Source organism: Pseudomonas frederiksbergensis (genome assembly GCF_001874645.1).
GTDB lineage: Bacteria > Pseudomonadota > Gammaproteobacteria > Pseudomonadales > Pseudomonadaceae > Aquipseudomonas > Aquipseudomonas frederiksbergensis_B.
This window is the reverse complement of record NZ_CP017886.1, coordinates 2,246,222-2,259,684: the sequence shown is the minus strand read 5'-3', so window position 1 is coordinate 2,259,684 and position 13,463 is coordinate 2,246,222. Positions and strand designations below refer to the sequence as shown.

The 13,463-nt window shown below is 59.7% G+C and carries 12 protein-coding genes; 3 read left to right on the top strand and 9 right to left on the bottom strand.

Features of this window, described 5'->3' with window-relative positions; translation table 11 throughout:
* The first annotated feature begins 102 nt into the window (after nucleotides 1–102).
* Both BLL42_RS11015 and BLL42_RS11010 read left to right on the top strand, forming a co-directional pair.
* The gene (locus BLL42_RS11015; protein WP_071555738.1) at nucleotides 103–1,050 is read left to right on the top strand and encodes a DnaJ C-terminal domain-containing protein; all 948 of its coding nucleotides are present in this window, start codon (nucleotides 103–105) and stop codon (nucleotides 1,048–1,050) included.
* A gap of 23 nt (nucleotides 1,051–1,073) precedes the next feature.
* Nucleotides 1,074–1,379, top strand: a complete 306-nt coding sequence (locus BLL42_RS11010) for a chaperone modulator CbpM (protein ID WP_071552081.1) — start codon at nucleotides 1,074–1,076, stop codon at nucleotides 1,377–1,379.
* Between the two features lie 329 nt (nucleotides 1,380–1,708).
* Here the strand turns inward: BLL42_RS11010 and BLL42_RS11005 are convergent, their stop codons facing one another.
* From BLL42_RS11005 to exaC, 9 genes are all read right to left on the bottom strand, one after another.
* Nucleotides 1,709–2,458 carry a S24 family peptidase gene (locus tag BLL42_RS11005; protein ID WP_071552080.1) on the bottom strand — a complete coding sequence of 250 codons (750 nt, stop codon included), beginning with the start codon at nucleotides 2,456–2,458 and terminating at the stop codon, nucleotides 1,709–1,711.
* 230 nt (nucleotides 2,459–2,688) lie between these two features.
* The gene (gene ppa / locus BLL42_RS11000; protein WP_071552079.1) at nucleotides 2,689–3,216 is read right to left on the bottom strand and encodes an inorganic diphosphatase; all 528 of its coding nucleotides are present in this window, start codon (nucleotides 3,214–3,216) and stop codon (nucleotides 2,689–2,691) included.
* 98 nt (nucleotides 3,217–3,314) lie between these two features.
* Nucleotides 3,315–4,127, bottom strand: coding sequence for a M90 family metallopeptidase (locus tag BLL42_RS10995; RefSeq protein WP_071552078.1), 813 nt, complete (start codon nucleotides 4,125–4,127; stop codon nucleotides 3,315–3,317).
* A gap of 6 nt (nucleotides 4,128–4,133) precedes the next feature.
* A complete protein-coding gene (locus BLL42_RS10990; protein ID WP_071552077.1) occupies nucleotides 4,134–4,790 on the bottom strand; it encodes a DedA family protein in 657 nt (218 codons plus the stop codon).
* Between the two features lie 281 nt (nucleotides 4,791–5,071).
* On the bottom strand, nucleotides 5,072–5,533 hold the full coding sequence (locus BLL42_RS10985) for a GNAT family N-acetyltransferase (RefSeq protein WP_071552076.1): 462 nt from the start codon (nucleotides 5,531–5,533) through the stop codon (nucleotides 5,072–5,074).
* 129 nt (nucleotides 5,534–5,662) lie between these two features.
* Nucleotides 5,663–6,487 carry an ethanolamine ammonia-lyase subunit EutC gene (gene eutC / locus BLL42_RS10980; protein WP_071555737.1) on the bottom strand — a complete coding sequence of 275 codons (825 nt, stop codon included), beginning with the start codon at nucleotides 6,485–6,487 and terminating at the stop codon, nucleotides 5,663–5,665.
* 11 nt (nucleotides 6,488–6,498) lie between these two features.
* Entirely contained in the window at nucleotides 6,499–7,893 is a 1,395-nt protein-coding gene (locus tag BLL42_RS10975; protein ID WP_071552075.1) for an ethanolamine ammonia-lyase subunit EutB, read from the bottom strand.
* Nucleotides 7,894–7,965: 72 nt separating this feature from the next.
* Entirely contained in the window at nucleotides 7,966–9,336 is a 1,371-nt protein-coding gene (eat, locus tag BLL42_RS10970) for an ethanolamine permease (RefSeq protein WP_071552074.1), read from the bottom strand.
* Between the two features lie 274 nt (nucleotides 9,337–9,610).
* On the bottom strand, nucleotides 9,611–11,131 hold the full coding sequence (exaC, locus tag BLL42_RS10965; protein WP_071552073.1) for an acetaldehyde dehydrogenase ExaC: 1,521 nt from the start codon (nucleotides 11,129–11,131) through the stop codon (nucleotides 9,611–9,613).
* Between the two features lie 384 nt (nucleotides 11,132–11,515).
* Here exaC and BLL42_RS10960 point away from each other — a divergent pair, with 384 nt between their 5' ends.
* On the top strand, nucleotides 11,516–13,432 hold the full coding sequence (locus BLL42_RS10960; protein ID WP_071552072.1) for a sigma-54-dependent Fis family transcriptional regulator: 1,917 nt from the start codon (nucleotides 11,516–11,518) through the stop codon (nucleotides 13,430–13,432).
* Nucleotides 13,433–13,463 lie beyond the last annotated feature (31 nt).

Here is a 13,463-nt window from a genome sequence, read left to right as displayed (position 1 = left end):
CGCTGCCCGATCACACTCTTGAGATCGGTCAAGCCTGCGGCTGCCAATCAGTGCATGCTGTGTCTGGCTGCGCGATATCGATAACGGATGGTGATTCCCTCGATGGACTTCAAAGACTATTACAAGATTCTCGGTGTGGAGCCGACCGCTGACGATAAGGCGATCAAGGCCGCCTATCGCAAGCTGGCGCGCAAATACCACCCCGACGTCAGCAAGGAAAAGGACGCCGAGGCCAAGTTCAAGGACGCCTCGGAAGCCTATGAAGCGCTGAAAAGCGCCGACAAGCGCGCCGAATACGACGACTTGCGCAAATACGGCCAGCACGGCCAACCGTTTCAGGGCCCGCCGGGTTGGCAGCAGCGTGGCGGTAGCGGTGGTTTTGGTGGACAGGATGGCGGCGATTTTTCGGACTTCTTCAGTTCGATTTTCGGTAACCGTGGCCCGGGTTTCGGGGGTGGACAGTCTGGCCGCAGTGCCGGTCGTCGAGGGCAAGACGTGGAAATGGAATTAGCGGTTTTTCTGGAAGAAACCCTGTCGACCGAATCGAAAAAGGTCAGCTTCCAGGTGCCGCAGTACAACGCGGCCGGTCAGCACGTCAGCAATACCAGCAAAAGCCTGAACGTGAAGATTCCGGCGGGTGTCACCGATGGTGAGCGCATTCGGCTCAAGGGGCAGGGGGCTCCGGGTGTCGGTGGCGGCGCTAATGGCGACCTGTACCTGACCATTCGTTTTGCGCCGCACCCCAAATTCGACCTTGAAGGTGAAAACCTGATCATCACCTTGCCGTTGGCTCCGTGGGAGCTGGCGCTGGGGGCAGAGGTCGCGGTGCCGACCCTGACCGGCAAGATCAACCTGAAAGTTCCAGCCGGCAGCCAGAACGGCCAGCGCATGCGCGCCAAAGGCCACGGCCTGCTGAACAAGGCAGGGCAGCGCGGTTATCTGTTCGTGCAGCTCAAGGCCGTGATGCCGAAACACACCGATGATGACGTCAAAGCGTTGTGGCAGGAGCTGGCGAAGAAAGCCGCTTTTAATCCGCGGGAGCATTTTTGAGTCAAGAGAAGGAGTAGCCAATCATGAGCAACCCCCTGATCGTTCAACTGGACATGGCAGAATTCTGTGAGGCGACCGATTTGTCGGACGTCTACGTGATCGAAATCGTCGAACACGGCATCCTCGAACCTCAGGGCACGCAGCCCAAGGATTGGCGTTTCAACGACTATGAACTGGCGGTCGCCAAGCGCGCCGCCAAGTTGCGCCAGGACCTTGACCTGGAATGGGAAGGCGTCGCCCTGGCGCTCGACCTGCTCGAAGAAGTGCAGCAACTGCGTGCCGAAAACCGGATGCTCAGGCAACGGCTGGGGCGGTTGGTGATCGAGTAGCGTGAAGACTCAAAGCTGCTTGAAACCCTGAATGACGGCGATCCCTAATGGCGACTTTCCTGCAGACATTAAAAAGCCGGCTTGTGGCCGGCTTCTCGGGGACTGGCTTGGTTTATTTTTGGTAAACCGTACCAGCCTTCAAAACGTACACCCGGATCTTGCGTCCGGCTGTGGGACTTGGCGAGAAAGTCATCTGCCTTGTCGGTGCGATCGGACGGGCGCTGGGCGGGTCGATGCAAATGTGGGGCGCAGCATACTGATTTTTTTGAGTAATTCCCAGCGTGAAGTGCTATCCAGAGCGTTGTGCTGCTTAAAAGGGCGGTGCGGTATCAGCAGAACGGCACCGGTGGCCGCTGTTTGTTCAGCGTGGACCACCAGAAGACCCAGCCGAGGATTTCGATGTTTTGTTCTTCGATCTGTTTGGCGCTGAAGATTTCGTCGGGGTAGCCGTTGCTGTTGTGGCTGCGCAGTCGCAAGGCGCCGGAGGGGAGGCGGTGCAGGTATTTGATGCGCAGCATGCCGGCGTGTTCGAGGGCGTAGATCTGGCCGTCGACGACCTGGGTCAGGCTGCGGTCGATGGCGAGGGTCGAGCCGTCTTCGATTTTTTCCGACATGCTGTCGCCGACCATCGGTACGCAGATGGCTTGGGCCGGTTCGACTTCCAGGCTCTCGAGGTGGCTTCGCGGCAGGCGGATGAACTCGCCGGGTATTTCGACGACCTGGGTATCGCTGGCACCGGGGGCCGTGGGGACTTCTTTATACAGCGGGATTTCTACATCGGCCGAATCGACATTCACGGTATACACGCCGCGAGTTTCTTGCGCCTCGTAAACGTTACCGGTCTGATCGGCCAGTTGTATCGGGCCTGGATGCCTGGGGCCTTCGCCGTTGAGCAGCCACAGGCTGTTGACGCTTAACAGGCGGGCGATTTCGTCCATTCGCGGGTAGGGAACGCCGCGGTTGTACCAGTTGTTCACGTGCTGGGGCTCGACGTTGCAGAAGGCCGCGAATGCCGTCGGGGTGATGTTCACCTCTTTCAGGAGCGCTTTGAAGCGTGGGCCGCATTTGTGCTTTTTCATGAATACGGAGTTTACGGGCCGGGGTGGCCGGATTAAATAAACAACCGGGTCAATTTTCGCGGGAATATTCTGCTGAAGTGCAGGATATTGTTAGTTCATATTAAACGCGTCTAAACGTTAGACGGTGTTTCATTAAACGCGCTGTTTATCCTGATGTTTTAACGCTCATAAAAAAACCCCGGATAACCGGGGCTTCTTCAAGAAGTCAGTGGCGTTCAGCCAATGCCGTCTCAGCCTTTATAGGCCGCAACCGACTTCGTGATCGCGGCGCGAGCGGCGTCTGCGTCGGCCCAACCTTCGATCTTCACCCATTTGCCTTTTTCGAGATCTTTGTAGTTCGCGAAGAAGTGCTCGATCTGCTGAATCAGCAGCGGTGGCAGGTCGGTGTATTCCTTCACGTCAACGTACAGCTGGGACAGCTTGTCGTGTGGAACGGCGATGACTTTAGCGTCGCCGCCGCCGTCGTCGGTCATGTTCAGGATGCCGACTGGACGCGCGCGGATCACCGAGCCTGGAGCAACCGGGTAAGGGGTCACAACCAGCACGTCGAGGGGATCACCGTCGTCTGCCAGGGTGTTCGGGATGTAACCGTAGTTGGCCGGGTAGAACATTGGGGTGGCCATGAAACGGTCAACGAACAGGCAATCGCTGTCTTTGTCGATTTCGTATTTGATCGGCGCGTGGTTGGCCGGAATCTCGATCGCGACGTAGATGTCGTTCGGCAGGTCTTTGCCAGCCGGAATCTTGCTGTAGCTCATTGGGCGGTGCCCCCGTAAGTGGCCAAATGACTTGGCCGGATTGACCAAAAAGTGGCGGCGATTATAGGCATATTCCGCCGCCGACGCCACGTACCAGCCTAGTCGTGTGCTTGGTAAGCCGGATGTCCGGCTTGCAGTTGCTTGAGCCGCGTCAGTGGGTCCTGGCGGTAAAACAGCTGCAGTTGCTGATAGACCTGTGGATAAGTTGCGTGCAGCAAATCCGGGGCGCTGAAGAAGTATTCGCTGGTGACCGCGAAGAACTCGGCCGGATTTTCCGCTGCATAAGGGTCGATGGCGGTGTCGGCGTGCGGGTGGCGATCCAGTTGGCGATTAAGGTCGTCGTAGGCATGTTGCATGACCTTCGCCCAGTCGCTGACGCGCATGTCGCTGTGCAGCGGTGGCAAACCGTTGGCGTCGCCGTTAAGCATGTCGAGTTTGTGCGCCAGTTCGTGGATCACCAGGTTGTAGCCTTCCCAGCCCCCGCTGGCCATCACGCCCGGCCAGGCCAGAATGATCGGTCCCTGTTGCCAGGCTTCGCCGCTGTGCTCGCCGTTCCATTCATGCTCGACGCCGCTGGCATCGCGATGGCGCTGCGGGCTGAGGAAGTCGTCGGGGTAGAGCACGATTTCGTGGAAACCCTGATACCAGTTCAAATCGCCCAGGTGCAGCAACGGTAATTGCGCTTGCGCGGCGAGCAACAGGCGCTGCTCCTGGTGCAGTTCGACGCCGGGCAGGCAGGTCAGGTGTTTGTCTTGCAGAAAGAGCACGGCGGCTTCGCGCAGCCACCGATCTTCGGTGTCGCTGAGGCCGTCGAGAAAACTCAGGTGCTGGCGCACCCGCTGCCAGGTTTCATCGGCAACGGGGTGCTTGGCCAGCGTGCGCTGGCGGCGCCAGGCGTTGAGGGACCACATGGACGCTCAGCGCGACGCGGCTTTGGAGCTCGCGTTGGCCAGGCGATTGCGGATCAAACCGATGATCATCGGCACCAGCGACAGCAGGATGATGCCCACTACCAGCAACGACAGGTTCTTCTTGATGAACGGCACGTTGCCGAAGAAGTAACCGAGGGTCACCAGGCCGCCGACCCAGAGGATGGTGCCGAACACACTGAAGGCGAAGAAGCGCGGGTAAGGCATTTTGCCTACGCCGGCGACGAACGGTGCGAACGTCCGGATGATCGGCAGGAAGCGCGCCAGTGTCACGGTCTTGCCGCCGTGCTTGTCATAGAAATCATGGGTTTGTTGCAGGTAGTCGCGACGGAAAATCTTCGAATTTGGATTGCTGAACAGCTTTTCGCCGGCCGTTCGTCCGACAAGGTAATTGGTGCTGTCACCGAGAATCGCCGCCAGCATCAGCAAACCGCCCAGCAGCACCGGGTCCATGCCGCCACCGGCCGCTACCGCGCCGGCGATGAACAACAACGAATCACCCGGCAGGAATGGCATCACTACCAGTCCGGTTTCGCAGAAAATCACCATGAACAGGATGGCGTAGATCCATGGCCCGTAGTTGGTCACCAGCAAGTCGAGGTAGACGTCGAGATGCAGGATTAGGTCGATCAGGTTGAAATCCATGGTGGGCACCTGTGGTAACGACCCGACTCAGCAGGCCTGTGCGAATATTTTGAAAAAATGGGCTACAGGGCCGTGGAGTTTTTCTTACAGCCCGTGAGGTTCACGATTATACGGACTGAAAGGTGAAAAGCGTGTCGAGTTTGTAGCGAGGGATTTCCAAGGGGCGGGAGAAGCCGCCCGTAGGAGCTGTCGTAGCCTGCGATCTTTTGATTCTTGGCGAATGTAGAGACGCTGAAGATCAAAACATCGCAGCCTACGACAGCGCCTACGAGTTTTTGATCTTACAGCTCTTCGCTGATCGGCAAGACGTAGTTCTTGAACTCGGTGTCTGCGCGAAAACCGATGGATTCGTAGGTTTTCTGCGCTATTTCGTTGTCGCTGCTGGTGGACACGCGCATGCGCACAGCCTGGGTTTCCTTGGCCATTTTCTTTGCGGTACGCATCAGGTTGTCGGCGACCAGTTGGCGACGGGCGTCTTCGGCGACGTAAATATCGTTGAGGATCCATACGCGCTTGAGCGACAGCGACGAAAAGCTTGGGTACAGCTGACAAAAGCCCAGCAATTTGTTGTCATCATCATCGGGCAGGGCCAGATAGATCACCGACTCCTTACGCCGCAGGCGCTTTTCCAGAAAGGCCCGGGACGAGTCTGGATAGGCCAGTGAGCCATAAAATTCGCGGTATTTGACGAACAAGGGCGTCAGAAGGTCCAGGTGCTCGAGGGTTGCTTGAGTAATCCGCATGCTAGGCCTCAACTTTCAAGTAGATAGGGCGGCAGTTTCCAGTGGATACGACGGCAATCGTTTCATTACTCGGGCAGCCGTTCGTCGATGCTGCCTGAAAGCAGAGCAAAAACGCAATTCGGATACGGGTCAGTCATTCGGCGGACTCAGTAGGAAATTTCCTTTCATGTCAGCGTCATCTTTCGACCCAAGAGTCTGGACCTGGGCTTCGTCTTTCAGGTTGACTCCCGACAGCTGCCGCCGACAGGCCTCGCGCATCAAGTACAGCAAACGGTGTGCCGCCATGCCGTAACTCAAGCCTTCCTGTCGGACATTGGAAATACAGTTGCGGTAGGCGTCCGTCAGGCCGACCTTTGGATTATAGGTGAAATACAAGCCGAGACTGTCTGGCGAGCTGAGGCCAGGGCGTTCGCCGATCAGGATCACCACCATTTTTGCACCCAGCAACTCACCGATTTCGTCAGCCACGGCGACGCGACCCTGCTCCACCAGAATCACTGGCGACAACGACCAACCTTCGGCCTGGGTCTGTTCTTCCATGCGCGCCAGAAACGGCAAGGTGTGCCGATGCACCGCCAGCGCCGACAGGCCGTCGGCCACGACCACCGCCAGATCAACGCCGCCCGGGTTGGCCAAGGCGTGTTCGCGCAGCCTTTGCGCAGACGCGTCACTCAGCTTGCGACCCAGGTCCGGGCGTTGCAGGTAGCTGTGGCGATCGGTGGCGGCGCTGTGCAGCAGCAGACTGTCGCGCCCGCGCTCGGTCAATTGAGCGCTCAGCCCGGCAGGGTCGAAGGGCAAGTGCACGGCGTCGCGGGCCTGGGCGTGGGCGTACTGGAAATCCAGTTGCGCGCCGGTCGGCATGCTGGTGCCGGTACGACCCAGAGCGATGCGTGCCGGGGTCAGGCGGCGCAGCCCCAGCAAAGGGTTTTGCGGGTCGAAGGGTGGTTTGTCCATCAGCAGATTACTCATCCCAGTTGCGCCATGGCCTGGCGGAAGGCCGGCGGCAGGTGGTTGCCGAAGTGAACCTTGCCGTCACCTTGGGTGAAGATGCCCATTTTCGCCAGCCACAACTCAAACTCCGGCGCAGGTTTCAGGCCGAGGGTCTGGCGCGCGTAGAGCGCGTCGTGGAACGAAGTGGTCTGGTAGTTGAGCATGATGTCGTCGGAGCCGGGGATGCCCATGATGAAGTTGATCCCGGCCACGCCCAGCAGCGTCAGCAGGGTGTCCATATCGTCCTGATCGGCTTCGGCGTGGTTGGTGTAGCAGATGTCGCAGCCCATCGGCACACCGAGCAACTTGCCGCAGAAGTGGTCTTCGAGGCCGGCGCGGATGATCTGTTTGCCGTTGTAGAGGTATTCCGGGCCAATGAAGCCGACCACGGTGTTCACCAGAAACGGCTTGAAATGCCGTGCCACGGCGTAGGCGCGGGTTTCACAGGTTTGCTGGTCGATGCCGTGATGGGCGTTGGCCGAGAGCGCGCTGCCCTGGCCGGTTTCGAAGTACATCAGGTTTTGCCCCAGCGTGCCGCGATTGAGGCTCAATCCTGCGTCATAACCTTCCTGCAGCACATTCAGGCTGATGCCGAAACTGGCGTTGGCCGCTTCGGTGCCGGCGATCGACTGGAACACCAGGTCCAGTGGCACGCCACGGTTGATCGCCTCGATGGAGGTGGTGACGTGGGTCAGCACGCAGGCTTGGGTCGGGATTTCGTAGCGCTGGATCACCGCGTCGAGCATTTCCAGCATGGCGCAGATCGAGGCGATACTGTCGGTGGCCGGGTTGATCCCGATCATCGCGTCGCCGTTGCCATAGAGCAGACCGTCGAGAATGCTCGCGGCAATCCCGGCGGGTTCGTCGGTGGGGTGATTGGGTTGCAGGCGGGTCGACAGGCGACCGCGCAGGCCCATCGTGCCGCGAAATTGAGTCACCACGCGGATTTTCTGTGCCACCAGCACCAGGTCCTGTACGCGCATGATCTTCGACACGGCGGCCGCCATTTCCGGGGTCAAGCCGGGGGCGAGGGCGCGCAGGCTGTGCTCGTCGGCCGCATCGCTGAGCAGCCAGTCGCGAAAGCCGCCAACGGTCAGGTGGCTGACGGTCGCAAAGGCGCTGGCGTCGTGGGTATCGATGATCAGCCGGGTGACTTCATCGGATTCGTAAGGGATCAGTACTTCTTGCAGGAAATGCTTGAGCGGGATGTCAGCCAACGCCATTTGCGCGGCAACCCGTTCACCATCATTCAGGGCGGCAACGCCGGCCAGGAAGTCCCCGGAACGCGCCGGGCTGGCCTTGGCCATGACGTCCTTGAGGTCGTCGAAACGGTAGGTCCGGGCGCCGACGGTATGGGCAAATGCAGCCATGAGCGGTGTCCTTCTGATGTATTGAATGCATTTGGTGCATGCGCCGGGCCATTCGCCCGGCGCAGGTGCACGTTATATGCCCGTGAGCATCGCGTCGGCCGGTGCATCGGAGCGCTGTTTGGCGGTCAGTTGGAAGTAGATGAAACCTGCCACCATGAAACCGAGGAAAATCATCCCGATCAAGGTATTGAACCAGGCCATCGCCACCAGGCAGACCACCGCCAGGAACAGCGCAATGCCCGGCACGATCGGATAACCCGGGGCGCGGAAGGTGCGCTCCAGCAGCGGCTCGGTTTTACGCAGTTTGAACAGGCTGAGCATGCTGATGATGTACATCACGATGGCGCCGAACACCGACATGGTGATCATCGCGGCTGTCAGGGTCATGCCTTGCAGGTTGACCAGTCCATCGCTGTAAATCGCCGCGATGCCGATCACGCCGCCGGCCAGAATCGCCCGGTGCGGCGTCTGGAAGCGCGAGAGCTTGGCCAGGCCGCGAGGCAGGTAGCCAGCACGAGCGAGGGCGAAGAACTGTCGCGAGTAGCCGAGGATGATCCCGTGGAAGCTCGCCACCAGACCGAACAGGCCAATCCACACCAGCATGTGCATCCAGCTGGAGTTGTTGCCGACCACGGCTTTCATCGCCTGTGGCAGCGGGTCGTTGATGTTCGCCAGTTGACGCCAGTCACCCACGCCGCCGGCCATGACCATCACGCCCATCGCCAGGAACACCAGGGTCAGGATACCGCTGACGTAGGCCTTGGGAATCGTACGTTTCGGGTCCTTGGCTTCTTCGGCAGCCATGGCCGCGCCTTCGATGGCGAGGAAGAACCAGATAGCAAACGGTATCGCCGCAAACATCCCGGGGATCGAGCCCATCGTGAACTCGCTCGAACCCGACCAGCCGTTGAGCACGAAATTGCTGAAGCTGAAGCCCGGTGCAACCACGCCCATGAACACCAGCAGTTCGGCTACCGCCAGAACGGTCACCACCAGTTCGAAGGTCGCGGCAATGCTGACGCCAAGAATGTTCAGGCCCATGAACACGAAGTAGGCGCCGACCGCGGCGATTTTCGGGTCCAGATCCGGGTATTGCACGTTCAGGTAGGCGCCAATGGCCATCGCAATGGCCGGTGGCGCAAAGACGAACTCGATCAGCGTAGCAATCCCGGCAATCAAACCGCCTTTTTCACCAAAGGCCCGTCGGCTGTAGGCAAAGGGCCCGCCAGCGTGGGGAATCGCGGTGGTGAGTTCGGTGAAACTGAAGATGAAGCAGGTGTACATCGTCGCCACCATCAGCGCGGTGACGAGGAACCCCAGGGTACCTGCGGTGCCCCAGCCATAACTCCAGCCGAAGTATTCGCCGGAAATCACCAGACCGACGGCAATGCCCCACAGGTGCAGGGTGCCGAGTGTGGGTTTGAGCGTAGTTGTCGAAGTCATAAGTCCTCTCTGCTTTTTATTGTTTGATCTGTTGGACTTTCGGGTGTGGCGGTTTGGGTGGATCGACGCTGTTCACGCAGCGGTTAATCTGTCGATCGGGCACGCAAAGCCCGTGCCAGAGCGGCAGGGCAATGATTTTTGGTTGGAACGCCATCCCTGTAGGAGCTGGCGAAGCCTGCGATCTTCTTCAACCTGGCGACGGGAGCTGCCAACAGACAAAGATCAAAAGATCGCAGCCTGCGGCAGCTCCTACGCCGGTTTTAAGCCTGGAGGGTTAGAAGAAACCCAGCGGATTGATGTCGTAGCTCACCAGCAGGTTTTTGGTTTGCTGGTAGTGGTCGAGCATCATTTTGTGGGTTTCACGGCCGACACCGGACTTCTTGTAACCGCCGAATGCCGCGTGGGCCGGGTACAGGTGGTAGCAGTTGGTCCAGACGCGACCGGCCTTGATCGCCCGACCCATGCGGTAGGCGCGGTTGATGTCGCGGGTCCAGAGACCGGCGCCGAGGCCGAACTCGGTGTCGTTGGCAATCGCCAGGGCTTCGGCTTCGTCCTTGAAGGTGGTGATGCTCACCACCGGGCCAAAGATTTCTTCCTGGAACACGCGCATTTTGTTGGTGCCCTTGAGCAGGGTCGGCTGGATGTAATACCCGGTCGCCAGGTTGCCCTCGAGTTTTTCCACTTTGCCGCCCGTCAGCAACTCAGCACCTTCACCTTTGGCGATTTCCAGGTAGGAGAGGATCTTGTCGAATTGCTGCTCGGACGCCTGGGCGCCGACCATGGTGTCGGTGTCCAGCGGGTCGCCACGTTTGATTTGCAGGACCTTCTTCATCACCACTTTCATGAAGTCGTCGTAGATCGACTCCTGCACCAGTGCGCGGGACGGGCAGGTGCAGACTTCGCCCTGGTTGAAGAACGCCAGCACCAGGCCTTCGGCGGCTTTCTCGATGAAGGTCGGTTCGGCTTGCATGATGTCGGCGAAGAAGATGTTCGGCGATTTGCCGCCCAGTTCCACGGTGGACGGAATGATGTTTTCGGCAGCGCATTTCATGATGTGCGAGCCGACCGGCGTCGAGCCGGTAAAGGCGATTTTGGCGATGCGCTTGCTGGTGGCCAGGGCTTCGCCGGCTTCTTTGCCGAAACCTTGCACGACGTTCAGTACGCCGGGTGGCAGCAGGTCGCCGATCAGTTCCAGCAGAACGGTAATGCCCAGCGGAGTTTGCTCGGCGGGCTTGAGCACCACGCAGTTACCGGCGGCCAGGGCCGGGGCGAGTTTCCAGGCGGCCATCAGGATCGGGAAGTTCCATGGGATGATCTGCCCGACCACGCCCAGCGGTTCGTGAATGTGATACGCCACGGTGTTGCCGTCGATTTCCGCGGCGCTGCCTTCCTGAGCGCGCAGGCAACCGGCGAAGTAACGGAAATGGTCAGCGGCCAGCGGAATGTCGGCGTTCAGGGTTTCACGCACGGCCTTGCCGTTGTCCCAGCTTTCGGTGATCGCCAGCACTTCGAGGTTTTGTTCAATGCGGTCGGCGATTTTCAGCAGCACCAGCGAGCGTGCCTGAGCAGACGTGCTGCCCCAGGCGTCGGCGGCTGCGTGGGCAGCGTCGAGGGCTTTTTCGATGTCTTCGGCCGTGGAACGGGGGAATTCGGCAATCGGTTGGCCGTTGACCGGCGAGGTATTGGTGAAGTACTGACCTTTGACAGGCGCGACGAACTCGCCGCCGATGTAGTTGCCGTATTGACTCTTGAACGAAACGATAGCGCCTTCAGTACCTGGGTGAGCGTAACGCATGGTGAGTGTCTCCTTGGCTTTTGTACTTATAAGGGAGTACGCGCAGTAAGCGCTTGAGAAGCGTAGAGCAAAGGTCGGGCCAGTGCTTTGCGGGACAGGTAAATCAAGGGTTTACGGTTTTATTGAGGGTTGGTGAAGCAGGGCCTGTGACAGATGCAATACAGGCCTTGTGACAGTTTGTACCGCTTGTGGCACAGCCCGTGACCTGGCGGTCAGGCCGGCATTGCAATGCGCTCGACGCTGGAGGATGCTCAGTGCCTGTAATGGACCGTAGGAGCTGCCGGAGGCTGCGATCTTTTGACTTTGTTTTTTCAAAATCAAAAGATCGCAGCCTCCGGCAGCTCCTACAGGGCCGTGTACACCTTTCGGGGAGAATAATAAGAAATGCACAGCAACCATTTGAGTCGCCATGCCCAGCAAGTCTTGACCGTGACCCAAGGCAAATCCCATTTGCAGGGGCCGGGCAGCGATCCGTCCATCGCCCGTTCCTGGCTGCGTTGTCTTGAGGACTATCACCTCGACCCGGCCCTGACCATGGCGCCGACGGTGCTTGAGCACGGTCGGGTGCTGGAGAGTCGCGAGCGCTTGCAGCAAGTCCTGCAGATCGCTGGCGGCGAAATGACCAGCCTGCATCAACAACTCTCCGGTGCCGGCCACGCGGTGCTGTTGACCGACGCCCGCGGGGTGATCCTCAACTGTGTCACCGCGCCCGCCGAACGGAAGATTTTCGAGCGCGCGGGTCTGTGGCTCGGCGCCGACTGGAGTGAAGCCTGCGAAGGCACAAATGGAATCGGCACTTGCCTGGTGGAGCGTCAGTCGCTGACCATTCACCAGGATGAGCACTTTCGCGGTCGCCACACTGGCCTGACCTGTTCGGCGAGCCCGGTGTTCGACCCGCACGGCGAACTGCTGGCGGTGCTCGACGTTTCGTCGGCGCGCCACGATGTTTCGCGGCAAAGCCAGTTTCATACCATGGCGCTGGTCAACCTCTCGGCGAAGATGATCGAGAGCTGCTACTTCCTGCGTTACTTCGACAATCAATGGCTGCTGCGCTTTCACTTGCAGGCCGAGTCCGTCGGGCTGTTCAGCGAGGGGCTACTGGCGTTCGACGGCGAAGGGCGGATCAGCGCAGTCAATCAGAGTGCGTTGAACCTGCTGGGGCATGTTCGCGGCGGGTTGCTGGGTAAACCGGTCGAGGCGTTTTTCGATTGCTCGCTGGACGAATTGCTGGGGCGCGCGAGCGTCAATGCCAGCGCCAGTTGGCCGCTGCGCACCCGCGACGGGCGGGTGTTGTTTGCGCTGCTGCGCGGCCAGCCCCGCAGCGTCCCGACCCCGGTACTGCAAAAGCCGAGCATTGCCGAGCGCTCGGTTCTTTCGGATATTTGTCTTGGGGATGAAGGGCTGCAGGCTGATTTTCGTAAAGCCTTGCGGGTCTTCGAACGTGATGTGCCGCTGCTGATCAACGGTGAAACCGGCTCAGGTAAAGAAGCCTTCGCCAAGGCCGTTCATCAGGCCAGTCAGCGCGCCGAAAAAGCCTTTGTCGCGCTCAACTGCGCGGCGATCCCGGAAAGCCTGATCGAGAGCGAACTGTTCGGCTATCGCGGCGGCAGTTTCACTGGCGCACGCAAAGAGGGCATGCGCGGCAAGTTGCAGCAGGCCGATGGCGGCACGCTGTTCCTCGACGAGATCGGTGACATGCCACTGGCCCTGCAAACCCGACTATTAAGAGTGCTGGAAGATCGGCTGGTGGTGCCTATCGGTGGCGAGCCGCAGGCGGTCAACGTGCGGATCATCAGTGCCACTCACCGCAATTTGCTCGAGCGGGTGCAGGACGGCAGTTTCCGCGAAGATTTGTATTACCGCCTCAATGGCCTGGAAATCGCCTTGCCGGCCTTGCGCGAACGCAGCGACAAATCCCGATTACTCGATTTTTTGCTGGCTGAAGAGTCGGGCGGGGAGACGGTGCTGATTGATGCGGCAGCGCGACAGGCGCTGCTCGACTTCGCCTGGCCGGGTAACGTGCGGCAGTTGCGCAACGTGTTGCGCACCCTGGCGGCGTTGTGCGAGGACGGGCGGATCGGGGTTGAAGATTTGCCGGTGATGATTCGGCAGGGGCGGCCGGTGCTTGCGCTGGTGCAGGCGGACGAGGTGTCCGAACATCCGCTGGACGATGCCGAACGTTTGGCCTTGCTCAATGCTCTGGAGCAGCAGCGTTGGCACATGACCCATACCGCTGAACAACTGGGTGTCAGCCGTAATACGCTTTATAGAAAGCTGCGCAAGCACGGCATTGCCCGGTAGCGAAAAGATCGCAGCCTGCGGCAGCTCCTAC

Coding starts and splice junctions, on each gene's coding strand:
- BLL42_RS11015 (WP_071555738.1), top strand. CDS start 103: ATGGACTTCAAAGACTATTACAAGATTCTCGGTGTGGAGCCGACCGCT.
- ppa (WP_071552079.1), bottom strand. CDS start 3,216: ATGAGCTACAGCAAGATTCCGGCTGGCAAAGACCTGCCGAACGACATC.
- BLL42_RS11005 (WP_071552080.1), bottom strand. CDS start 2,458: ATGAAAAAGCACAAATGCGGCCCACGCTTCAAAGCGCTCCTGAAAGAG.
- BLL42_RS10995 (WP_071552078.1), bottom strand. CDS start 4,127: ATGTGGTCCCTCAACGCCTGGCGCCGCCAGCGCACGCTGGCCAAGCAC.
- exaC (WP_071552073.1), bottom strand. CDS start 11,131: ATGCGTTACGCTCACCCAGGTACTGAAGGCGCTATCGTTTCGTTCAAG.
- BLL42_RS10990 (WP_071552077.1), bottom strand. CDS start 4,790: ATGGATTTCAACCTGATCGACCTAATCCTGCATCTCGACGTCTACCTC.
- eat (WP_071552074.1), bottom strand. CDS start 9,336: ATGACTTCGACAACTACGCTCAAACCCACACTCGGCACCCTGCACCTG.
- BLL42_RS10975 (WP_071552075.1), bottom strand. CDS start 7,893: ATGGCTGCATTTGCCCATACCGTCGGCGCCCGGACCTACCGTTTCGAC.
- eutC (WP_071555737.1), bottom strand. CDS start 6,487: ATGGACAAACCACCCTTCGACCCGCAAAACCCTTTGCTGGGGCTGCGC.
- BLL42_RS11010 (WP_071552081.1), top strand. CDS start 1,074: ATGAGCAACCCCCTGATCGTTCAACTGGACATGGCAGAATTCTGTGAG.
- BLL42_RS10960 (WP_071552072.1), top strand. CDS start 11,516: ATGCACAGCAACCATTTGAGTCGCCATGCCCAGCAAGTCTTGACCGTG.
- BLL42_RS10985 (WP_071552076.1), bottom strand. CDS start 5,533: ATGCGGATTACTCAAGCAACCCTCGAGCACCTGGACCTTCTGACGCCC.